The organism is Marinobacterium sedimentorum (assembly GCF_024267675.1).
In the GTDB taxonomy this organism is placed as follows: Bacteria; Pseudomonadota; Gammaproteobacteria; order Pseudomonadales; family Balneatricaceae; genus Marinobacterium_A; species Marinobacterium_A sedimentorum.
The window spans coordinates 91,095-113,126 of record NZ_JALDYX010000012.1 but is presented as its reverse complement, the minus strand read 5'-3'; the positions used below and the strand labels follow the sequence as shown (position 1 = coordinate 113,126).

Genomic DNA, 22,032 nt, shown 5'->3' with positions numbered 1-22,032 from the left:
TGATGAGAATTTCCGTTTCCGACTGGACCCGTTCCGGCTCCCCCTGGGTCTGGCTCAATGCCGGCGCCGTGGCCATCTGTATCATCATGGTACTGGGCCTGCTGTCGCTGATCGCCGTGCGCGGCCTGGGTCACTTCTGGCCCGCCGACGTGCTCAGCGCCAGCTACGAACAGAACGGACAACGCTCCGTTCTGGTGGGCGAGCTGGTGGAGTCCGAGCTTGTTCCCGCCGCCCAGCTGCGCGGTTCCGGCGTCGATGTGCCTGCCGGCGTCGACCACATGCAACGCGACCTGTTCAAGGTCGGTAACCGCGATATCACCGGCGCCGACTTTGTCTGGGCGCTGGACGACAGCGTGACCGACCGCAGTTATCCGGCGATGATGTTTGTCGCCGAGCGACGCGAATGGGGCAACCTCTACGGTTACCTGCAGGCCCTCAAACAGGACGGCGAGCTGGTCGCCCAGCATGACGGCTACGCCCCGGGCCCGGAATATGATGCGCTCTGGCAGGACTTTCAGCGTCGCATCAACCGTGCCCAGGATCTGCATGCCCAGATTGAGGATATCCAGCAAGGCGCTATAGGTTCCATCAACTATGAACTGGAGCGCCTGCGCCTGAAGCAGCGTTCGCTGGAGCTGAAAAACGTCACCGATCCGCAGCCCTATGCCGACATCGAAGACCGCCGCAGCGAGCTCAATGCCGAGTACGACGTCCTGCAGGTGCAGCTGCTGGAGCTGAGCAATGCGCTGAATCGCGACAGCTTCGTGGCCGAAGTGGCCGACGGTCGCAGCGTCGAAGTACAGCTGTCCAAGGTTGTGCGCGCCTTCCTGCCCAACAGCATGAACATCGGCAACAAGATCATGCACTACCTGGCCAAGATCTGGGAATTCATCGCCGATGATCCCCGTGAAGCCAACACCGAGGGCGGCATCTTCCCGGCCATCTACGGTACCGTGATGATGGTACTGCTGATGTCCGTGATGGTGACACCGTTCGGCGTTATCGCAGCGGTTTACCTGCGCGAGTATGCCCGCCAGGGCTTCACCACCCGCGTGCTGCGCATCGCCGTCAACAACCTGGCCGGTGTACCCTCCATCGTCTACGGTGTGTTCGGCCTGGGCTTTTTCGTCTACTTCCTGGGGGGCAGCATCGATGACCTCTTCTTCCCTGAAGCCAAGCCGTCGCCAACCTTTGGCACCGGCGGCCTGATGTGGGCCTCACTGACCCTGGCGCTGCTGACGGTACCGGTGGTCATCGTCGCCACCGAGGAAGGTCTGAGCCGTATCCCCCGCGCCGTGCGTGAAGGCTCGCTGGCACTGGGCGCCACCAAGGCCGAAACGCTGTGGAAGGTGGTGCTGCCCATGGCAAGCCCCGCCATCATGACCGGTGTTATCCTGGCCATTGCCCGCGCCGCCGGTGAAGTGGCGCCGCTGATGCTGGTCGGTGTCGTCAAGCTGGCGCCCAGCCTGCCGCTGGACATGAACTACCCGTACCTGCATCTGGATCAGAAATTCATGCACCTGGGCTTCCACATCTATGATGTGGGTTTCCAGAGCCCGAACGTGGAAGCGGCCCGTCCGCTGGTTTATGCCACAGCGCTGCTGCTGGTGGTTGTAATCGCCCTGCTGAACCTCTCGGCCATCGCGATTCGCAACCATCTGCGCGAGAAATACAAAGCGCTTGAAATGTAACGCTGGCCTGACGTGCTGACTTAACAAAGGTTTGAGACATGACTAGCAATATGAAAACCCATGCGATCGACATTTCCTCGCTCAGGCGCGACCCCCGTGTACTGAACATGGACGATGAGGAAATCACCCTCAGGGTAAATGACCTGCGCCTGCGCTACGGCGACAAGGAAGCGCTGCACGGCATCAACATGCAGATTCCGAAGAACCGGGTTACCGCCTTTATAGGCCCGTCAGGCTGCGGCAAATCGACACTGCTGCGCTGCTTCAACCGCATGAACGACCTGGTGGACGGCTGCCAGATCGACGGCGAGATACTGCTGGACGACAACAACATCTACGGCCGTGGCGTGGATGTCGCCGAGCTGCGCCGTCGCGTTGGCATGGTATTCCAGAAGCCCAACCCCTTCCCCAAGTCCATCTACGAAAACGTGGCTTACGGCCTGCGCATTCAGGGCCTGAAGAAGAAGCGCCTGATTGATGACACCGTCGAATGGGCGCTGCGCTCCGCCGCCCTCTGGGACGAGGTCAAGGATCGTTTGCACGAAAGCGCTTTGGGCATGTCCGGTGGTCAGCAGCAGCGTCTGGTCATCGCCCGCACCATCGCCGTGAAGCCCGAAGTCCTGCTGCTCGACGAGCCGGCATCGGCACTGGACCCGATCTCTACCCTGAAGATCGAGGAACTGATCCATGCGCTGAAAAAGGACTTCACCATCGCCATCGTTACCCACAACATGCAGCAGGCGGCCCGTGTGTCCGACTACACGGCCTTCATGTACATGGGCGACCTGATCGAGTTTGGCGTCACGGACACCCTCTTTACCAAACCGGTGCAGAAGCAGACCGAAGACTACATCACCGGCCGCTACGGCTGATGCAGCCTTGCAGCCTGTCGGGCTTACCACTGATCTACTGCGGAAAAGTCCGAAAGGCTGCTTGCCTGCCAAGACGCGATACCCCGAATAACCGCTACGGAGAACGACACCGTGGAATATGAAAAAGACGGCTACAGCACTCACATTTCCCAGCAGTTCAACGAAGATCTGGAGCAGATCCGTACCGAACTGCTGACCATGGGCGGGCTGGTGGAGCGCCAGGTGCAGGACAGCATCGAAGCCCTGCTGAACGGCGACAGCGATCTGGCCGAACGCGCACTGCGCGGCGACAAGCAGACCAACGACATGGAACTGATGATCGACGAGCACTGCACGCGCATCATAGCCCGCCGTCAGCCCGCCGCCAGCGACCTGCGCATGATCATGGCGATCTCGCGGGCGGTGGTGGATCTGGAGCGCATCGGCGACGAGGCGACCCGCATCTCGCGTCAGGCCATTGAGCTGGTCAAGGGCGGCGAGTCTCCCCGCGGCTACCAGGAGATTCGCCATATCGGCAGCCTGGTACGCGTCATGGTGCGCGATGTCCTCACCGCCTTTGCCCGCAGCGATATCAACCTGGCCTACCAGGTTGCCAAGCAGGACAAGGCCGTGGACCAGGAATACCGTTCCGCCATGCGCTCGCTGGCCACCTACATGATGGAAGATCCGCGCTCCATCAGCAGCGTGCTGAATGTGATCTGGGTGCTGCGCTCGCTCGAGCGTATCGGCGATCACGTCTGCAACCTGGCTGAGCATCTGGTCTATCTGGTCAGCGGCACAGACGTGCGCCACCAGAGCTTGCAGGAAATGCGCCGCACCGTGCGTGAAGAAACCGATACCCCGGACGACGACGACGACGCCTGAGTCGCGTTGCCACGCCGCATGCAACGGGCACACCTGCAATGGCCGCGGCAGCCTAAAGCTCCGCGGCCATTGTCGCTAGGCCGTTGTCTGGCAGGTATCAGCAGTAGTCGGCGAAAGGCGGGAAGAGCCGGATAAGCCCGTCGCGGCCCAGGGCCCGCAGGTGCGCAATATTGCGTTCGGGAATGGCATCCGGGTCGGGATAGTGTGCCAGCACGCGGCTCATCTGGCCTTCACGCAGCAGGTGAAACATCGGATAGGGTGAGCGGTTGGTCCAGTGGCTGATATCGTCCGGCGGCACGCCACCAAAGCGATAGCGCGGATGGAAGCTGGCCAGCTGAAACACCCCCTCCAGCCCGGCTTCGGCGATCAGCGTCTCGCACTGCGCCAGCACATCCAGATAGTCGTAGAAGTCACCCAGGGCTGCGGGCAGGATCAGCAGCGTGGTGGCGATCTCATCTTCCGGCGCCTGCTGGATCAGGGCCAGTTCCTGCAGGAAATCGCGGGTCACGGCCTCGGCGCTGCCTGCCTGTGAAACGGCGAAGCGCAGCTGCTCACGCTTGAGGACAGCAGCGGCAAAGGGGCACAGATTCTCCCCCACCACCATGACCTCAACCCAGCGCTCGGTCAGCGCACGTACCTGATCGGCACTCAATTTTGTCGTCTTTTCGTTCATCGCGCGATGCTACCACAGCCTGACCGCAAAGATGTATGCCCCCGCCCGCTTGAGCCCAGCAACCTGAGTGCTAAGATAGGCCCCTTTCCAGCCCCGGATCCTGCCGTGACACCCGCTCAAGCCCTGACTCGCAACCACTTTTCCACCCGCTGGCGGGCCTTCAGGCGACCGTCCCGGCTGGCCGCACCGCAGCCATGGCGCAACTGGTTGCAGGATCGCGGCAGCCTGACTAAGCGGCTGACACGGGCCAGTCACGGCCAGTTCAGTGTCCGGCTTGTGCGTCTGGGCTACGCCCGCCCAACCCGCTCCGAAGCCCGCGCCCTGGGCATGCAGCCCCGGCGCCTGGCGCTGATTCGCGAGGTGCAGCTACTGGGCCAGGGTGAGCCCTGGGTCTATGCCCGCTCGGTGTTTCCCATCGATACCCTGTCGGGGCCCCAGCGTCAGCTCAGGGGCGTGGGCAGCCGCTCCCTGGGCACACTGCTGTTCAGCGACCCGTCGATGCTGCGCGAGCCACTACAGATCGGCCAGCTGCGCCTGCACGGCAGCGACCCGCTCTGGGCCCGCCGGTCGGTGTTCCGGCTGGCCAACAAGCCCTTGCTGGTGTGCGAGGTGTTCCTGCCCGCGCTCCGGCACGTCGACTATCCCCGCTATCGGAGTCACAACGGATAACGCCCATGCACCAGCCACCCGCTAGCCACCATCTGTCCGAGCGCCTGGACGCCTATATCCAGCTGTCCAGAGTCAACAAGCCGATCGGCATCTACCTGCTGCTGTGGCCCAGCTTCTGGGCGCTGTGGATCGCGGCGGACGGCGTACCGCCGCTCGACATCCTGCTGATATTCAGCGCCGGTGTGGTGCTGACCCGCGCCGGCGGCTGTGTCATCAATGACTTCGCCGACCGCAAGGTCGACGGCCATGTCAAGCGTACCGCCGGCCGGCCGCTGCCCTCCGGCCGCGTCAGCAGCCGCGAGGCCCTGTACCTGTTCGCCGTGCTGATGATACTGGCCTTCATACTGGTGCTCTATACCAACTACACCACGGTGCTGATGTCCCTGGGCGGCCTGCTGCTGGCGTTTTGCTACCCCTTTATGAAGCGCTACACCCATCTGCCCCAGGTGGTACTGGGCGCCGCCTTTTCCTGGGCCATCCCCATGGCCTTTACCGCGCTGGAGGCCGAACTGATTCCCAACGCCTGGCTGCTGTTCCTGGCCAATCTATTGTGGACCGTGGCCTACGACACTTACTACGCCATGGTGGACCGTGACGACGACCTCCAGATTGGCGTCAAATCCACCGCCATTCTGTTCGGCGATGCGGACCGGCTGATTATTGGCCTGCTACAGGGGCTGTCACTGCTGTGCCTGGTACTGGTGGGGCAAAACCTCGACCTCGGCGTCTGGTACTACGGCGGCCTTGTCGCAGCAGCCGGCCTTTTCGTCTACCAGGCCTGGCTCGCCCGCGAGCGGATGCGCGATGCCTGCTTTAGTGCCTTTCTCAACAACCACTATGTGGGCCTGGTGATCTTTATCGGCCTGGCAGCGGACTACGGACTGGGCACAGGCGCCTGATCGGCACTTTTTAGCCAGAAAAACCAATGGATTAGCGCTGATTACGGCCTTCGTCACATCTCTGTCATAATTTACGTTTGTAATGATGTCGTCTTAATTGCTACGTACAGAGGCAGGACCCATGTCTGCAGCAAAACGTGTACTGATTGTCGACGATGAAGCGCCGATTCGTGAAATGATCGCGGTGGCGCTGGAAATGGCCGGCTACGAGTGCCTGGAAGCTGATAACGCCCGCGATGCCCACGAACTGGTCGTGGACAGCCCACCGGATCTGGTGTTGCTGGATTGGATGATGCCCGGCATGACCGGCATCGAATTTGCCCGCAGGTTGCGCAAGGATGCACTCACCGCAGAAATTCCCATCATCATGCTGACCGCCAAGGGCGAAGAGGACAGCAAGGTGAAGGGGCTTGAGGCCGGAGTGGATGACTATATCACCAAGCCCTTCTCGCCACGCGAGCTGGTGGCACGGCTGAAAACGGTCTTGCGCCGCACCACGCCCAAGGGCGTCGAGGAACCGGTCAGCGTAGATGGCCTGATGCTGGACCCCATCTCGCACCGCGTCACCGCCGACGACAAGCCCATTGAACTGGGGCCCACCGAGTTCCGCCTGCTGCAGTTCTTCATGACGCACCAGGATCGCGCCTATTCCCGCAGTCAGCTGCTGGACATGGTCTGGGGCGGCAATGTCTATGTAGAAGAACGTACCGTCGATGTGCATATCCGGCGCCTGAGAAAGGCACTGGGAGAACGTCACGACTACCTGGTGCAAACCGTTCGCGGCACCGGTTACCGTTTCTCGTCCCAGGTGGCATAATTCGCCATCTGACAACCTGGGGCACAGACGACTATGCAGAACACGCAGCACGCAATGTTCGTCAGCCTGTGCCTGAGCGCACTGGCCGGAGCCAGTGCCGGTCTGCTGTTTGGCCTCCCTGCCTGGGGTGCCATTGCCGGCCTGCTGGGCTGGGGTAGCTACCAGATCCGCCAGTTCCAGAAACTGCAGGCCTGGCTTCAGCGCAACGATGGCACAGCGCCACCCGAGGCCACCGGTTACTGGGGTGAGCTGCTGGACGAGCTGGCACGCACGCAAAAGACCGACCGCGGCCGCGAGCAAAGCCTGCAGGCCGTCATCCGGCGTTTCCATCAGTCCTCCGCCGCCCTGCAGGACGGCATCGTCATTGTCGATCGCAACAATAACCTGGAGTGGTGGAACCGTTCGGCAGACAAGCTGCTGGGCCTGAAGGCGTCTTCGGATCGCGGCAAGCCGGTGATCAACCTGCTGCGTGATCCGCGCTTTATCCGCTATTTCCGCAAGGGACAGTATGCCGAGCCACTGGAGCTGCCGAGCCCCGTCAACAACGACCTGCACCTGCAGTACCAGATCACCAGCTTCGGTGAAGGCGACCGACTGCTGGTGGCCCGGGACATCACCCGGCTGGTGCGTCTGGAACAGACCCGCCAGGACTTTGTCGCCAACGCCTCCCACGAGCTGCGCACACCTCTGACGGTCATTCGCGGCTACGTCGAAACCTTTATGGATCAGGATCTGCCGCGCCCGCTGGCCCGCGCCATGGGGCAGATGCAGGCCCAGGCAAAGCGCATGGAGAGCCTGGTCAATGACCTGCTGCTGCTGTCACGGCTGGAGTCCAGCAACCATATCGCCGATGAGCACCAGATACAGCTCAGGCCCATGCTGGAGCAGATTCATCAGGATGCGCTGGTGCTGACGCAAACCCAGGAAAAAGACCAGGCCATCAGTCTGCAGCTGGACAGCCGCTTCGACCTTGCCGGCCAGGAGCTGGAGCTGCACAGCGCCTTCTCGAATCTGGTATTCAATGCCGTGCGCTACACACCGGCCCGGGGCACTATAGTGCTGCGCTGGTGGACAGACGCCAGCGGTGGGCACTTCTCGGTCACGGACGACGGCATCGGTATCGACTCCATCCATATTCCGCGCCTGACCGAACGCTTTTACCGCGTCGATGAAAGCCGCTCATCTTCCAGCGGTGGCACCGGCCTTGGGCTCGCCATCGTCAAGCATGTGCTGGTGCGCCACGGCGCCCATCTCAGTATCGACAGCCGGCCCGGCAAGGGCAGCACCTTCAGCTGCCACTTCCCGCCCGAGATGCTGGTCAGCAGTGCTGAGCGGGCCGGTAGCCAGACGGGCTAACGCACTACGGGCTATCGCAACTGCAGCCCAGACGACCCGCCCTCCACCACAGGCGCATGCTCCTCCACCCAGTACAGGGTGGCACCCACCACCGCCGCCGGCATCAGGAGCAGGTTCAACAACGGCACCATCATGCCCAGCTGCACCAGGCCCCCAAAGCCGATCGATGTCAGACGTTTCTCTTTGAGCAGCAGTTTCATCTGCCCAAAGCTGACCTTGTTGTTGTCCATGGGGTAGTCGCAGTACTGGATTGACATCATCCAGGCCCCGAACAGGAACCACAGCAGCGGCGATATCAGACCGACCACCGGCACAAAGGTCAGCACCAGCAGCAACAGCACCCGCGGCAGATAATAGATGATCTTGGAGACTTCCCGCGCCAGGGTACGCGGCACCAGTGCCAGCACGCCCCGCCAGCCCTCATCCGCGGTGCGCACACCGCGCAGGTTGTTTTCGACCTTTTCCGCCAGCAGACCGTTAAAGGGGGCGGCAATCAGATTGGCCACCAGGGTAAAGCTGTAGTAAACCAGCACCAGCACCACCAGCGCCAGCAGCGGCCACAGCAGATAGCGCAGGAACGACAGCCATTCCCAGTCCGGCAGCAGCTGTGTCAGCAGGTAATCGACCCAGCCATCAAACTGGCTTGTCAGCAGCCAGATGGCACCGCTGAACAGCAGCACATTCACCAGCAATGGAATCAGTACGAAATTGCGGATCGAGGGGTGGGGCAGCATTTTCAGGCCACGCAGCAGATAGCCGGCGCCCTTTGCGGGGTTTCCTTTCATGACAGACCTTGCATGATTGCACTTGGATGGCGGCCCGTAGCACTGAGCTTGGCAGCCTGTCGGGACTTAACGCTAATCTACTGCGCAAAATCCGACAGGCTGCTAGGCCGGCACTTACGAGATTATTAGCTGATATAAAACAGATAGCCCTTCAGTACCACCGCCAGGATCATCATCAGCAGGGCGATGCGGTTGATACGGTTCTCATTAGCATTAAAGGCAATGGTCGGCTGCCAGAACATCAGCAGTGAGCGGTAATCCCGGGTGCGCAGACCGTAGAGTCCCAGCGATACCAGAAACAGTATAACTCCGCCCCAGAACAGCAGTTGTTCCAAAATTCCTAAATACACCATACTCTTGCTACCCGAACGCAGTGACTTGTTAGATGGGCATGGCAGACCGGCCTCGGACCACCTCCAGTGGGTCCAAGCCTAACAAATTCAATCCTCAAGAGCTGCAGTTCCGACTACCACTTTCGCCGCAGCCGCTCAGTCCAGCAGGAGACTTTCATGAAAGCGATCCGCATTCACGCCTTTGGCGGTCCCGACGCCCTCAGCTATGAGGAAGTACCGACCCCCACCATTCTCGACAACGAAGTACTGGTGCGCAACAAGGCGGCCGGCATCAACCCTATTGACTGGAAAACCTGCAGCGGCGGCGGGGCCGCCTCTTTTATCGGCAAACTGCCCTTCGTACCGGGTTGGGAGTTTTCCGGGGTGGTGGAACTGGTCGGAGCGGCGGTGGAAGGCTTCAAGCCCGGCGATGAGGTCTTCGGCTTGATCCGTTTTCCGGAAGCGGCCGGCTGCTATGCCGAACACCTGGCGGCGCCGGCAAGCCAGATCGCCCACAAGCCCGTGCAGATGTCATTCAGTGAAGGCGCGGGGCTCGGCCTTGCAGGTCTCACCGCCTGGCAGGCGCTGTTCGACAAGGGGCAGCTCAGTGCCGGCCAGCAGGTGCTGGTACTGGCCGCCGCGGGCGGTGTGGGACATCTGGCGGTGCAGCTGGCCAAGGCAGCCGGCGCCCAGGTGACAGGTTCCGCCTCGGCGGCCAACCATGACTACCTGCGAAGCCTGGGCTGTGATGCTGTGATTGATTACCAGACGCAGGATCTGGGGCAGGCGCTGCAGGGTATCGATCTGGTGATTGACGGCATGGGCGGCGACGTTGGCATCAATGCATTGCAGTGCCTGAAACCTGGCGGGCGCCTGGTCACCCTGCCCTCGGTTACCTGCGATGCGGTGGTACGCGCCGCGGAAGCGGCCGGTATGCAGGCAAGCGGCATCCGGGTGGAACCCAATGGCGCGCAGCTGGCAGAACTGGCCAAGCGCTATGCCGAGGGCAGCCTCAAGCTGACCCTGGCGGCTGAAATACCCCTGGCTGAAGCCCGTAGCGCCCATCAGCAAAGCGCCGGTGGGCATGTCCGCGGCAAGCTGGTACTGACAGTGTGACAAGTACCCAGTGAAGACCTGGCATTACTGCGCCGGCGCATCGGCGGCAACGCCGTCACTGCATTCATACTGTTGCTGGCGCAGCAGCAGGCGACAGCCTTCACCGCGAATATTGCCGTCCCAGCAGGCGTACTTGGCCCAGGACTTGTCATCCTCGGTGGGCGTGAGCCGGTACGCAGGGACGCCGTCGCAGAACCCCTCGGAAGGCGCCGCTTCAGTAAGGCAGGCCTTGAGATAATAGTCATGCTGCAGGGTGCATTCAAAGCCAATGCAGCCATTGAAGTCATTCAGCGTCTGGGTCAGGCAGGCCTGCTGATCATGGCTCTGGCCAAACAGCCGCCCCTGGGTCTGAAAGCTGTCCCGTGCATCGCTCTGGCGGTCATTGAACTGCTCCAGCCACAGTGGGCCGCGCAACCAGCACCAGAGGCCCAGCACCAGCGTAATGAGGCCAAGCCCGATAAGGACTTTGCTGCGTGATTTCATAGTCAATCCGGTGTTTCAGAAAGTAGAAAGGGCTTCAGCTGCGCCTGGTGTACAGGCCGCCAAGACACAGGAACAGGCCCAGTGTCGATAGCAACATGCCACCGTTCACCAGCAACGGGTTGCGCACGCTAAAGGGTACAAAGGCATGGTTGCCCACCGGGTCACAGGCCTCGGCGGCATAGTCGAAGGATCCGCCGGCATCGAGGCAGGCATCAATCAGCGACTGTTCCATCATGTAACCGACCATCATGCCGATCGCCGGCACCAGCAGCAGTAAAAGACCCAGTCGCAGCATCAGTCCTGATCACTAATGCCGATGTTACTGAAACCTTCATTGCGACCCAGTTCGCGCAACTGCGTCACCAGTGCCGGGTTGAAGGGGCCATCGGCTTCCAGCAATTCCAGCGCAGTATCCACAAAGGCTTCTTCCTGCAACATCATGTCGTGGGTATTGATGAAGCGCACCAGCTCCTCGTCGGACATCTGGTCATCCCCTTCGGTGACCTCTATATAGGACGCCACACACTCACGGGACAGGTTCGATACCGCCACGGCTTCAGCCGCGTCGTTGTCCAGAATCGCGCTCAGGGTGGAAAACAGCGCCAGAACCGAATCCAGTGCCGGAGAGGCGCCGTACATGTCAAAGGCATCAAGATCCGGCATATTGCTTTCGACCTTGTCCAGCTGCACCTCGAAGTTCATCTTGGCGCCGCTGTTGGACAGATGATCCCAGACCCCATTCAGAATCTGGCGCAGCTGCTGCGCATCGCCAAATTCCACCAGCCGGGAAAAGAGCGCAAAGTTCGGAAACATGCGTTCGGACAGGGTGGCGCAAAACGCCGTCAACCGGACCTGCTCCAGTTCTGACAGGCGTGCTTCTATATCCAATTGATCACTCATTGATCTCTCCGCAGGTCGAGGCAGTTTCGTAGGCCCTATTGTAAGGGTTTTACAGCAATTTGCAGTACGGGAAGTCATGACGCCCCTGGCTGATGCGGTTATATTAGTACCTCCTCGAATTGAATCGTGGTTATAACAAAAATGTCCTCATTCTCGTCGATCAATCGACTGGTCCAGATGCTGGATTGTTTCAGCGAATGGAGCGGCCGCATTATTTCCTGGCTGACACTCTTCATGGTGCTGACGACCTTCGTGGTGGTGGTCATGCGTTACCTGTTCAATGTCGGCAATATCGCCGTGCAGGAATCGGTTATCTACATGCACAGCTTTGTCTTCCTGCTGGGCGCCGCCTACACCCTCAAGCACGACGGCCATGTGCGGGTGGATATCTTCTACCGCCCGCTGGGTGAGCGCGGCAAGGCCTGGATCAACCTGTTCGGCACCCTGTTTCTGCTGATGCCGGTGTGCATATTCATTCTGGTGGTTTCCTGGGAATACGTCGCTACCTCCTGGGGCCAGCTCGAAGGCTCGCAGGAAGCCGGGGGTATCCCCTACCGCTACCTGCTCAAATCCACCCTGATCGTCATGCCCTGCATGATGGTTCTGCAAGGACTGGCCGACCTTGGCCGCTGCCTGCTGATACTGAACGGACAGGGACATCTGCTGCCGACTGACGAGGAACACGGTCTATGAGCGAACTTCTTCCGCTGCTTCTTTTCGCCGGCGCCATAGTCGTATTGCTACTGGGTTACTCCGTTGCCTTTTCCCTCGCCGGCACCGGCCTGCTGTTTGCCGCCATTGGCACCTGGACCGGCCACTTCGACGCCTCCTTCCTGGAGGCCATCCCCAACCGCCTGTTCGGCATCATGAACAACGAGGTGCTGATCGCGGTGCCGCTGTTCGTGTTCATGGGCGTCATGCTCGAGAAATCCCGCATCGCCGAAGAACTGCTGGATGCCATGGCGCTGATGTTCGGCCCCATGCGCGCAGGCCTGGGTATCTCCGTTACCCTGGTGGGCATGCTGCTGGCCGCCAGTACCGGTATTGTCGGCGCCACCGTGGTGACCATGGGGCTGCTGTCGCTGCCCACCATGCTGCGCCGGGGCTACGACCCCAAGGTGGCAAGCGGCATCATCTGTGCCTCAGGTACCCTGGGACAGATCATCCCTCCGTCCATCGTGCTGGTACTGCTGGGGGATGTCATTTCATCGGCCTACCAGCAGGCCCAGATTGACCAGGGCATGTTTTCGCCTGAAACCGTCACCGTGGGTGATCTCTTCCTCGGCGCCCTGATTCCAGGCCTGATCCTGGTCGTAGCCTATATCCTCTACCTGCTGTTCAAGGCCGTGGTGGATCCCACAAGCGTACCGGCCATTCCCCAGGCCGAGCGCGATGCCGTAGATGACCTCACAGCCCGCGTCCTGAAGGCACTGGTGCCCCCCATCCTGCTGATCGGCCTGGTGCTGGGCTCCATTCTGGGCGGCTTCGCCACCCCCACCGAGGCCGCCTCTGTCGGTGCAGTCGGTGCCATCCTGCTCAGCATGATGCGCGGCAACTTCAGCTACACCGTGCTCAAGCAGGTGATGAAATCCACCACCGAAGTCAGCTCCATGGTGTTTATCATCCTGGTGGGCGCCTCTATCTTCTCGCTGGTGTTCCGTGGTTACGGCGGTGATGACCTGGTGCGGGACTTCCTGACCGACCTGCCCGGCGGCGTATTCGGCGCCATGGCCATCGTCATGCTGGTGATCTTCCTGCTCGGGTTCTTCCTCGACTTTATCGAAATTACCTTTGTGGTTGTGCCCATAGTGGCACCGATACTGCTCACCATGGGGCTGGACCCGGTCTGGCTGGGCATCATGATCGCGATCAACCTGCAGACCTCCTTCCTGACGCCGCCCTTTGGCTTCGCGCTCTTTTACCTGCGTGGCGTGGCACCGGGGTCGGTCTCAACCATGCAGATATACCGCGGCGTAATTCCCTTCATCCTCATACAGCTGGTGATACTCAGCCTGCTGGCCTACTGGCCGGCCCTGGCCACCTGGCTGCCGGAAGTGGTGTACGGGTAGGCTGCAACAAGAAGCTTGCAACAAAAAAGGGGCCGGCTAATGCCGGCCCCTTTTTTGTTTAAGCGTTCTATCAGAGCGAGCGTGCGTTCAGGTAAGCCTGCTCGGAAACGGCATGCCACTTCTTCGCCTGATCGCGGAACTTGACGAAGGAGTCGAAAACCTTTTTGGTAATCTCGTCCTGCGCGGCTTCTTCCGCAATCACTTCGTCGGACAGATCGCGCAGTTTCTTCAGCACGTCATCCGGGAAGCGACGCAGATCCACGTTCTGCTCGTTGACCAGCTGCTCCAGGGCCTGGTTGTTCTTGGCCGTGAAGTCCGCCAGCATGTCCTGGTTGGCAATGCGGATAGCACTGCGCACGATGAGCTGAAGTTCTTCGGGCAGTGCTTCCAGCGCTTCCTTGTTGATCATGCACTCCAGCGTGGTGCCCGGCTCATGCCAGCCCGGGTAGTAGTAGAACTTGGCCGCCTTGTGCAGACCGAAGGCCATGTCGTTGTAGGGGCCAACCCACTCGGTGGCATCAATGGCACCGGATTGCAGCGACGGGAAGATCTCGCCACCGGGCAACAATACCGGCGTGCCTCCGGCACGTTTCAGCACTTCGCCACCCAGGCCCGGAATACGCATTTTCAGGCCTGCCAGATCGGCAACACTGTTGATTTCCTTGTTGAACCAGCCGCCCATCTGCACGCCCGTGTTACCCGCTGCGCCCGGCACCAGACCAAAGGGTGCGTAGACTTCTTCCCACAGCTCCATGCCGCCGCCATGGTACAGCCAGGAGTTCATTTCCTGTGCGGTCAGACCGAAAGGCACCGCCGCAAAGAACTGCGCCGCGCTACTTTTGCCTTTCCAGTAGTAGGATGCGCCATGGCCGAGCTGCGCCGTGCCGCGGGATACGGCGTCAAAGACCTCCAGTGCACCGACCAGTTCACCGGCACCGTACACCTTAACCTCGATGCGGCCATTACTGAGCTTGCCGATCAGCTCGGCCAGATAGTTTGCACCTGTACCCAGTCCCGGGAAATTCTTCGGCCAGGTGGTGACCATTTTCCACTTGTGTTCCGGTGCCGCCTGCGCGACCCCTGATACCAGAGTGCCTGCTGCCAGAGTAGCCGCACCCGCTCCTTGTAGGAATTGACGACGTTTCACAGAACCTTCCCCGCTGTTTTGCATTATTCAGAATTTTTATTTGCAATTCAAAAAGGTAGCACGCACCTGCAGAAGCTGCAACGCGCTTTTCTGCGCCGGCATGGCGCATTTGATATGACCGGCAAGCGCAGTTAAATAGGATCGCTGTCACATTCATTGCTATAATTGCCGCCTTGCCAAGTAGTTGTTCGAAAAAGAGAAAAGCCTTGCACCCCCTCAACCTGCTGAAAATGATCGCAGAGGCACGCCCCAAGCTGCGCAAGTCCGAGCAGAAGGTGGCTGACTACGTCCTGGCAAAACCCAGCGATGTCATTCATATGCGCATTGTCGACCTCGCGGCCGAGGCCAGTGTCAGTGAACCGACAGTGGTGCGTTTTTGCCGTGCGCTCAACTACGATGGCTTTCAGGACTTCAAGCTGACGCTGGCACAGGGCCTGGCCAGCAACCCCAGCTTTGAGCAGTTTGCGCTGAACTCGACCGACACTGTGCACGAGTTCAAACAGAAGATTTTCGACTCCATGATCGGCAACCTGATCAATATCCGCGAGGATCTGGACTCGGAAACTCTCGAAAGCGCCATCGATGCACTGGTCAAGGCGCCACGCGTTGAGATCTACGGTTTTGGTGCCTCGGCACCGGTGTGCATGGATGCACAGCACAAGCTGCACCGTCTGAAGATTCTGGCGGCCGCCTATTCCGACCCCCACATGCAGACCATATCCGCCGTCACCCTGAGGGAAGGCGATGTTGTCATGGCCGTATCCCAGACCGGCCGTACCAAGGATCTGCTGCACAGCGTGCGTCTGGTGCGCGAGACCGGCGCCACCGTCATTACCCTGTGCCCGGGCAACACCCCCCTCGCCGACCTGGCCACGATTGCGATCCATACCGACCTGGAAGAAGACAAGGATCTCAGCGCACTGATGTCATCCCGCGTCATGCATCTGGTCGTGATTGATGTACTGGCGGTGGGTGTCGCCATGAAGCTGGGCCCGGCCCTGCTCGACCACCTCAAGACCATCAAGCGCAGCCTTCGCAGCCTGCGAGTGAACGACAAACGCCCCTCCGCCGCCGCCGCCGAAGACTGACATCAGCCTGTAACAGCGGCCCATTACTCTGTCTGCAGTGTTTGAAAAACAAACAAAGTTACGATAAAACATAGTAACCCGTAGCGATTTCCGTCATGGAGTGCAGCATCGCACCCGGTGGGAATCGTGTTTGAGGCAGTCTCTGAGTCAGTGACAGGCAGCGGGCAGGTCACCGGCAGATACAGAGACTCGAGCGACGAGGAGCTGTCATTATGCTGATACGCAAAGAGCAGGATCTAAACGCCATTCAAACCGAAGTATTCGACATTCTGATCGGATTCAACGACGAGGAAAAGCAGGTACGCAAGCAACGCGCCTCGCGCCGTGCTCTGGAAGCAAGGCGGGCCATCGAACGACACATGGAAGAACGCAACCTGACGCGGCATATCGATACCCACGCCTGGCTCGAAGAAGCCTGAGCCTCCCCCATCAAACAGCTGAGCCCTGCAACCGCAGGGCTCAGTGCGTTTAGCCCTTCGCCTCAACCGTCACGCAATCCCTGTACCCTCATCGGCGCGGGGCTCGGGATAGATAATATTCAGCGGCACCGAGCGGCCGCCTTCCACCACCATGGCCGCATGCTCGCGCCGCAGCAGTCTGGGTTCTGAAACACCGCAGCTGTGGGCGATCAGTTCGACTTCGTGTACCAGATTATCGTGGAAATGACGTACCCGCTTGGCCTTGTCGGCGGGCACCAGGCCGCGCTGCAGAACCGGATTATGGGTCGTCACGCCGGTGGGGCAGCTATTGCGGTTGCACTGCATGGCCTGGATGCAGCCCAGTGAGAACATGAAACCGCGGGCACTGACCACAAAGTCCGCCCCCATGCACAGTGCCGCCGCCACATCAGTCGGGTTGATCAGCTTGCCGGACGCGACCAGCCTTACGCGTTCGCGCAGGCCATGTTCCAGCAACTTGTTGACCAGCAGCGGCAGGCTTTCGCGCAACGGCAGACCAACGCTGTCCATCAGCGGCATGGGCGCCGCACCGGTGCCGCCATCGGAGCTGTCCAGGGTGATGAAATCGGGCGCAGACTCAATGCCGCGGTCATGAATCATCTGGCAGAAATCGTCCAGCCAGTGCGCCGACCCCAGCACCAGTTTGATGCCACAGGGCTTGCCGGTCACGCTGCGCACATGCTCGATCATGTCCAGCAGGTCGCCAATGGAGTCGATTTCCGGGTGCCGATTGGGGCTGATGGAGGCCTGCCCTTCGGGGATGCCGCGAATGCTGGCGACTTCCGCGCTGACTTTCACCGCCGGCAGCAGCCCCCCCTTGCCGGGCTTGGCCCCCTGGGACAGCTTGATTTCAAACATCCGCACCTGACGAATTTCCGCCTTTTCGCGCAGCTTTTCATCGGACAGTGCGCCGTGCGCATCACGCACGCCGTATTTGGCCGTACCTATCTGGCACACCAGATCGCAGCCACCTTCCAGGTGATAGGGGGAAATGCCGCCTTCACCGGTGTTCATCCAGCAGCCGGCCAGCTGCGCACCGCGGGACAGCGCCTGCACCGCGGGTTTGGACAGGGCGCCATAGCTCATCCCCGATATGTTGAACCAGGAGGGGGCATCGTAGGGCTCAGTGCAATAGGGGCCGATGCGCATCGATACCGAGTGGGTACTCTCCTCGGACAGCTTGGGAAAGGGGCAATTCAGGAAGTAATAGGTACCGGGGGTGCGCAGATCGCGGGTCGAACCGAAGGCGACTGTGTTGTCGATGTTCTTGGCCGCCCGATACACCCAGGAGCGCTGGGCGCGGTTGAAGGGCATTTCTTCCCGGTCCATGGCAAAGAAGTACTGACGGAAGAACTCGCCCAGATGTTCAAACAGGTAGCGAAAGCGCCCCACCAGCGGATAGTTGCGCCTCAGGCTGTGTTGGGTCTGATGCTTGTCGATCTGGTAGTAGGCCAGCGCCGCCAATGCGATGCCCACCAGCACAATCAGCACCAGCACACCGATCACTGCGATGAAATTGATCGCAAAACTCGTCACCGCATCGTTCATGCATTACACCTCCAGCCAGAATCAGGCCCCTATCCTACCCCTGCCATGGCAAACCTCAATGGCTGCGCAGGTTGCAGGATCAAGGGGCAGGAATCCCATAACAATTTTTTCCTTAATCTAGAAATTAAAACCTAAAAAGTTATGAGTCTGTCCGGGTAACCTAATAACCAGAGCTCTGATCGATAAAAAACACGCACAAACGCACAAAGCCCGTTACACCGGAATGTAACGGGCTTTGGCGACAGTTTCAGGCAATAGACTCAGCGGGGAGTTTCAGACCAGCTGCTTGAGGGCAATCTCGAATGCCGTGCTGGCGATGCCGGTTCGGGCGCTGGACTGAGCGTGGGTCAGCGCCAGGGCATTGCGTACCGTGCTGGTCACATCGCTGAAAATGGCCTCATCGCTGATCTCGACATTATTATTCATCAGGAAGGCGAACACCCGGGCCATGCCGCAGTTGGCGATAAAGTCCGGCAGCACGCTGATTCTGGAGTCCACGTATTCGTAAACCTTGCCGTAAAAAATCTCGGGATCGTTAAAGGGCACGTTGGCGCCACAGGAGACCACTTCCAGCCCCCTGTCGATCAGGCGGTCCAGCTGATCCTGGGTTACCAGGCGCGATGCTGCGCAGGGCAGGAAGATTTCCGCTTCCATGTCCCAGATGCGCGCCTGAACCTCCTCGAACGACAGCAGCCCTTCGGCCGCCAGTTGATTGCCCTGCTTGTTGTGGAACAGTTCGCGTACCTGCTCGAACGACAAGCCCTCGGGTGCCAGCAGACCGCCGGCACGGTCGATAATGCCAACAATCTTCGCGCCCTGCTGCGCAAGATAATAGGCCGCAGCCGAGCCGACATTGCCCCAGCCCTGCACTATGACGCGCTTGTTGCGCACCTCGCCACCGTAGATGTTGTAGTAGTGGTGCACCGCCTCCGCCACACCCCAGCCGGTGATCATGTCGGCGACCGTGTACTTGCGACCGTGATCCGGCGTATAGCGGCTGTCTTCAATGATCTTGGCCACGCCCAGGCGAAGCTGGCCGACCTTCTGGATCTGTTCGCTGGTGGTGGGCTTGAAGTGGCCGTTGACTACGCCTTCCTGCGGGTGCCAGAGGCCGTAGCTTTCGGTGATGGGGATCACTTCATGCACTTCATCGACGTTAAGGTCGCCGCCGGTGCCATAGTAATGTTTCAGCAGCGGTGCCACCGCCTTGTACCAGCGCTTGAGCACATCGAGCTTGCGTGGATCCGCCGGATCAAAATCAATACCGGACTTGGCGCCGCCGATGGCCGGGCCCGAAACCGAAAACTTCACTTCCATGGTTTTGGCCAGGGATTCCACTTCGTGCCGGTCCAGTCCCTTGCGCATGCGGGTACCGCCGCCGGCCGCACCGCCGCGCAGCGAATTGATCACCACCCAGCCCTTGGCTTCGGTTTCGGCATCGTGCCATTCAAAGACGATTTCCGGCGTCTTGCTTTCAAATGCCTGCAGTAGTTCTTTCATCGTTATATACCTGTGTTACCGGCACCGGCAGCGCCGGTACCTGGCCAGGCACGCAGCCTGGCCTGATTATCGTTAGTAAGGGAATCAGAGGTTGTAGAGAAACAGCACCAGCAGCGCGACCGGCGTCAGATAGCGCACAGTAAACAGCCAGAGCCGATGCACGGTGCCGCCCCCCAGTTCCTCTTTGCTGGAGGACTTCTTCATCACCCAGCCGACAAAGACGGCGGTCAGCAGCGCCACCAGCGGCATCATCACGTTGGCGGTGAGGAAGTCGTACAGATCAAACAGGGTCTTGCCTTCAAAGCGCTCGAAGCTGTCCAGCGGCGTAAAATCGGACCAGACATTCAGCGACAGCACCGTGGTCAGTCCCACCAGCCAGGCCGCTAGACCGCCCGAAATGGCCGCCTTGCGCCGCGCCATGCCCTGCTCCTCCAGCCACTGCACCACGGCCTCCAGCATCGACAGCGCCGAAGTCCAGGCGGCAAACAGCAGCAGCACAAAGAACAGGGTCGCAAAGAAGCTCCCGCCCGGCATCTGGCCGAAGGCCACCGGCAGGGTATTAAAGATGAGGCCGGGACCGGCACCGGGTTCAAGGTCATTGGCAAAGACGATGGGGAAGATTGCCAGACCCGCCATCAGCGCCACGACGGTATCTATCACCGCCACCAGCATGGAGGTGCGCACGATCGACACCCCCTTGGGCAGGTAGGCGCCGTAGGCCATCATCGAGCCGCTGGCCAGGCTCAGGGTAAAGAACGCGTGACCGAGCGCAACCAGTACCGCCGCCGCACTCAGGCTGGAAAAGTCCGGTTCAAACAGAAAGCGCACCGCGGTACCGAAGTGATCGGTGCTCATGCCAAACCCCACCAGCATCACCAGCAACAGCAGCAGCGCCGGCATCAGCCAGGTCACGGCCCGCTCAAGCCCCTGGCGCACACCGCCCACCGAAACGATCACCGCCAGCACCATGAACAGGCTGTGCCAGATCGTCAGTTCAACCGGGGACGCCAGCAGCTGTCCGAACATCTCACCGGCGCCAGCCCCGTCCACACCGACAAAATCGCCCTGCAGCGCATGGAAAATATAGGGAATGGTCCAGCCGGCGATGACGCTGTAGAACGACAGGATCAGGAAGGCCGCCAGGGTTGCCAGCCAGCCGATGGCTTTCCAGTGCCGCGACACCCCTTCCTGACGGGCGACCTCGCGCATGCTGTTGATCGGACTGTGGCGGCCGCGCCGGCCCAGCATGACTTCGGCGATCATCACCGGGATACCGATCACGGCGATACAGGCCAGGTACACCAGCACAAAGGCGCCGCCGCCGTTCTCGCCGGTGATATAGGGGAATTTCCAGATATTGCCCAGGCCCACGGCGGACCCGGCCGCCGCCAGGATGAAGGCCAGGCGGGACGACCACATGGCCGGTGCAGGCGCAGCCGTGCTGCTCGCCGAGGATGCGATAGAAGTTGAAGACACGAAGTGCTCCTTGAAAACCTGTTATTAGCGTTGTTATAGGTACCCGCCAGCGCCCCTCTGAGTAGAGCGGAGCTGGGTCAGGTCAGATTGAGCAGATGGAATGATCAGCCGTTATCGGCCGGCAGAACACCGCGGCGGATCTGGTCTTCCTCGATGGATTCGAACAGCGCCTGGAAGTTGCCTTCGCCAAAGCCCTCGTTGCCCTTGCGCTGAATGATCTCGAAAAAGATCGGGCCTATGACCGTATCGGTAAAGATCTGCAGCAGCAGGCCCTGACCCTGGGTCGGCGCGCCATCGATCAGGATATGATCCTTCTGCAGTCGTGCCACATCTTCGCCGTGGCCCGGCAGGCGCTGGTCGATGCGTGCATAGTAGGTGTCCGGCGTGGTCAGGAAAGTCACACCGGCTGCGCGCAGGGTTTCAACGGTCTGGAAGATATCGCCGGTACCCAGGGCAATATGCTGGATGCCTTCGCCGTTGTAATCCTGCAGGAATTCCTCGATCTGACTCTTGTCGTCGGTGGATTCGTTGATCGGGATACGAATCTTGCCGCAGGGGCTGGTCAGGGCGCGGGACTTGAGCCCGGTCAGCTTGCCTTCGATATCGAAATAGCGCACTTCACGGAAGTTGAAATGCTGCTCGTAGAAACCGGCCCACAGGTCCATGTTGCCCCGCGCCACGTTGTGCGTCAGATGGTCGATATAGGTCAGACCCACACCTGCCGGATGCTGGTCGACACCCTTGATGGGGCGAAAATCCACATCATAGATGCTCTTGTCGCCGTAGCGATCCACCAGGTAGATCAGCGATCCGCCGATACCCTCAATCGCCGGAATCTGCAGTTCCATGGGGCCGGCACCGGACTCGACCGCTTTGGCGCCACCGGCCACCAGCGCCTTGAGCGCGGCGGCGGCATCGGCCACCCGAAACGCCATGGCATTGGCGCTGGGACCGTGTTCATGGGCAAAGCTCTGGGCGCGGCTGTTGGGCTCGGCATTGAGAATGAAATTGATATCGCCCTGGCGGAACAGGGTGACATTCTTGCTGCGGTGCCGGGCGATGGCGACAAAGCCCAGGCTTTCGAACAGGCGGGTCAGGATTTCAGGCGTATCCGAGCAGTACTCGACGAACTCGAAGCCGTCGGTGCCCAGGGGGTTTTCCCACAGGCCTGGGGTAGTTGCAGTTTGTGTCTGGGCCATTGTTATTATCTCCATCCGTACCGTTGATGCTGGCAAGTGATCCGGCGTGATCTGAATCGCGCCGAGTGATTGAGAAATAGCTTAAGGCAA

The 22,032-nt window shown here is 60.4% G+C and carries 23 protein-coding genes; 12 read left to right on the top strand and 11 right to left on the bottom strand.

The features are described from left to right. Positions 1-2 precede the first annotated feature (2 nt). The 3 genes from pstA (at position 3) to phoU (ending at position 3,427) form a co-directional block, all read left to right on the top strand. Positions 3-1,691, top strand: a complete 1,689-nt coding sequence (pstA, locus tag MRS74_RS12380; RefSeq protein WP_254580600.1) for a phosphate ABC transporter permease PstA — start codon at positions 3-5, stop codon at positions 1,689-1,691. Positions 1,692-1,729: 38 nt separating this feature from the next. After that, positions 1,730-2,563, top strand: coding sequence for a phosphate ABC transporter ATP-binding protein PstB (gene pstB, locus MRS74_RS12375; RefSeq protein WP_306421997.1), 834 nt, complete (start codon positions 1,730-1,732; stop codon positions 2,561-2,563). Between the two features lie 111 nt (positions 2,564-2,674). Continuing rightward, positions 2,675-3,427, top strand: a complete 753-nt coding sequence (gene phoU / locus MRS74_RS12370; RefSeq protein ID WP_254580599.1) for a phosphate signaling complex protein PhoU — start codon at positions 2,675-2,677, stop codon at positions 3,425-3,427. Positions 3,428-3,524: 97 nt separating this feature from the next. Here the strand turns inward: phoU and MRS74_RS12365 are convergent, their stop codons facing one another. Then, positions 3,525-4,100 carry a DUF1415 domain-containing protein gene (locus MRS74_RS12365; protein ID WP_254580598.1) on the bottom strand — a complete coding sequence of 192 codons (576 nt, stop codon included), beginning with the start codon at positions 4,098-4,100 and terminating at the stop codon, positions 3,525-3,527. 105 nt (positions 4,101-4,205) lie between these two features. Between MRS74_RS12365 and MRS74_RS12360 the strand changes: the two genes are divergently transcribed. The 4 genes from MRS74_RS12360 to phoR all read left to right on the top strand — a co-directional run bounded on the left by MRS74_RS12360 (position 4,206) and on the right by phoR (position 7,841). Beyond that, a complete protein-coding gene (locus MRS74_RS12360; RefSeq protein WP_254580597.1) occupies positions 4,206-4,769 on the top strand; it encodes a chorismate--pyruvate lyase family protein in 564 nt (187 codons plus the stop codon). 5 nt (positions 4,770-4,774) lie between these two features. Beyond that, positions 4,775-5,668: a 4-hydroxybenzoate octaprenyltransferase gene (gene ubiA / locus MRS74_RS12355; RefSeq protein ID WP_254580596.1), complete on the top strand. Its 894-nt coding sequence runs from the start codon at positions 4,775-4,777 to the stop codon at positions 5,666-5,668. A 121-nt stretch (positions 5,669-5,789) separates the two neighbouring features. Beyond that, positions 5,790-6,485 (top strand): phosphate regulon transcriptional regulator PhoB, encoded by a 696-nt coding sequence (gene phoB, locus MRS74_RS12350; protein ID WP_254580595.1) that lies wholly within the window; start codon positions 5,790-5,792, stop codon positions 6,483-6,485. 33 nt (positions 6,486-6,518) lie between these two features. Then, on the top strand, positions 6,519-7,841 hold the full coding sequence (phoR, locus tag MRS74_RS12345) for a phosphate regulon sensor histidine kinase PhoR (protein WP_254580594.1): 1,323 nt from the start codon (positions 6,519-6,521) through the stop codon (positions 7,839-7,841). Between the two features lie 11 nt (positions 7,842-7,852). Here phoR and cysZ read toward each other — a convergent pair whose 3' ends face one another. After that, the gene (gene cysZ, locus MRS74_RS12340) at positions 7,853-8,626 is read right to left on the bottom strand and encodes a sulfate transporter CysZ (protein WP_254580593.1); all 774 of its coding nucleotides are present in this window, start codon (positions 8,624-8,626) and stop codon (positions 7,853-7,855) included. A gap of 125 nt (positions 8,627-8,751) precedes the next feature. Then, a complete protein-coding gene (locus MRS74_RS12335; RefSeq protein WP_254580592.1) occupies positions 8,752-8,979 on the bottom strand; it encodes a hypothetical protein in 228 nt (75 codons plus the stop codon). Positions 8,980-9,135: 156 nt separating this feature from the next. On the opposite strand from MRS74_RS12335, the gene MRS74_RS12330 reads away from it, so the two are divergent. Then, positions 9,136-10,074, top strand: a complete 939-nt coding sequence (locus MRS74_RS12330; RefSeq protein ID WP_254580591.1) for an NADP-dependent oxidoreductase — start codon at positions 9,136-9,138, stop codon at positions 10,072-10,074. Between the two features lie 24 nt (positions 10,075-10,098). On the opposite strand, the gene MRS74_RS12325 is transcribed toward MRS74_RS12330, so the two are convergent. From MRS74_RS12325 to MRS74_RS12315, 3 genes are read right to left on the bottom strand one after another with little or no spacing between them, the layout of a single operon-like run. Further along, a complete protein-coding gene (locus MRS74_RS12325; RefSeq protein ID WP_254580590.1) occupies positions 10,099-10,557 on the bottom strand; it encodes a hypothetical protein in 459 nt (152 codons plus the stop codon). Between the two features lie 34 nt (positions 10,558-10,591). Continuing rightward, positions 10,592-10,852, bottom strand: coding sequence for a hypothetical protein (locus MRS74_RS12320; protein ID WP_254580589.1), 261 nt, complete (start codon positions 10,850-10,852; stop codon positions 10,592-10,594). Beyond that, the gene (locus MRS74_RS12315) at positions 10,852-11,457 is read right to left on the bottom strand and encodes a YjaG family protein (RefSeq protein ID WP_254580588.1); all 606 of its coding nucleotides are present in this window, start codon (positions 11,455-11,457) and stop codon (positions 10,852-10,854) included. The genes MRS74_RS12320 and MRS74_RS12315 overlap by 1 nt, the downstream gene beginning before the upstream one ends. Before the next feature lie 141 nt (positions 11,458-11,598). On the opposite strand from MRS74_RS12315, the gene MRS74_RS12310 reads away from it, so the two are divergent. Together MRS74_RS12310 and MRS74_RS12305 are read left to right on the top strand one after the other, a co-directional pair. Beyond that, positions 11,599-12,150, top strand: a complete 552-nt coding sequence (locus tag MRS74_RS12310; protein ID WP_254580587.1) for a TRAP transporter small permease subunit — start codon at positions 11,599-11,601, stop codon at positions 12,148-12,150. Beyond that, entirely contained in the window at positions 12,147-13,526 is a 1,380-nt protein-coding gene (locus MRS74_RS12305; RefSeq protein WP_254580586.1) for a TRAP transporter large permease, read from the top strand. Before MRS74_RS12310 ends, MRS74_RS12305 begins: the two co-directional genes overlap by 4 nt. A gap of 70 nt (positions 13,527-13,596) precedes the next feature. Here MRS74_RS12305 and MRS74_RS12300 read toward each other — a convergent pair whose 3' ends face one another. Beyond that, a complete protein-coding gene (locus MRS74_RS12300) occupies positions 13,597-14,673 on the bottom strand; it encodes a TRAP transporter substrate-binding protein (protein WP_254580585.1) in 1,077 nt (358 codons plus the stop codon). Between the two features lie 206 nt (positions 14,674-14,879). On the opposite strand from MRS74_RS12300, the gene MRS74_RS12295 reads away from it, so the two are divergent. Together MRS74_RS12295 and MRS74_RS12290 are read left to right on the top strand one after the other, a co-directional pair. Beyond that, positions 14,880-15,761, top strand: coding sequence for a MurR/RpiR family transcriptional regulator (locus MRS74_RS12295; RefSeq protein WP_254580584.1), 882 nt, complete (start codon positions 14,880-14,882; stop codon positions 15,759-15,761). 212 nt (positions 15,762-15,973) lie between these two features. Then, positions 15,974-16,180 carry a PA3496 family putative envelope integrity protein gene (locus tag MRS74_RS12290; RefSeq protein WP_254580583.1) on the top strand — a complete coding sequence of 69 codons (207 nt, stop codon included), beginning with the start codon at positions 15,974-15,976 and terminating at the stop codon, positions 16,178-16,180. A 69-nt stretch (positions 16,181-16,249) separates the two neighbouring features. On the opposite strand, the gene MRS74_RS12285 is transcribed toward MRS74_RS12290, so the two are convergent. The 4 genes from MRS74_RS12285 to hppD all read right to left on the bottom strand — a co-directional run bounded on the left by MRS74_RS12285 (position 16,250) and on the right by hppD (position 21,942). Next, the gene (locus tag MRS74_RS12285; RefSeq protein WP_254580582.1) at positions 16,250-17,767 is read right to left on the bottom strand and encodes an FMN-binding glutamate synthase family protein; all 1,518 of its coding nucleotides are present in this window, start codon (positions 17,765-17,767) and stop codon (positions 16,250-16,252) included. Positions 17,768-18,040: 273 nt separating this feature from the next. After that, on the bottom strand, positions 18,041-19,267 hold the full coding sequence (locus MRS74_RS12280) for a Glu/Leu/Phe/Val dehydrogenase dimerization domain-containing protein (protein ID WP_254580581.1): 1,227 nt from the start codon (positions 19,265-19,267) through the stop codon (positions 18,041-18,043). 84 nt (positions 19,268-19,351) lie between these two features. Then, positions 19,352-20,743: a sodium-dependent transporter gene (locus MRS74_RS12275; protein ID WP_254580580.1), complete on the bottom strand. Its 1,392-nt coding sequence runs from the start codon at positions 20,741-20,743 to the stop codon at positions 19,352-19,354. 104 nt (positions 20,744-20,847) lie between these two features. Continuing rightward, positions 20,848-21,942, bottom strand: coding sequence for a 4-hydroxyphenylpyruvate dioxygenase (gene hppD, locus MRS74_RS12270; protein ID WP_254580579.1), 1,095 nt, complete (start codon positions 21,940-21,942; stop codon positions 20,848-20,850). Positions 21,943-22,032: the final 90 nt, after the last annotated feature.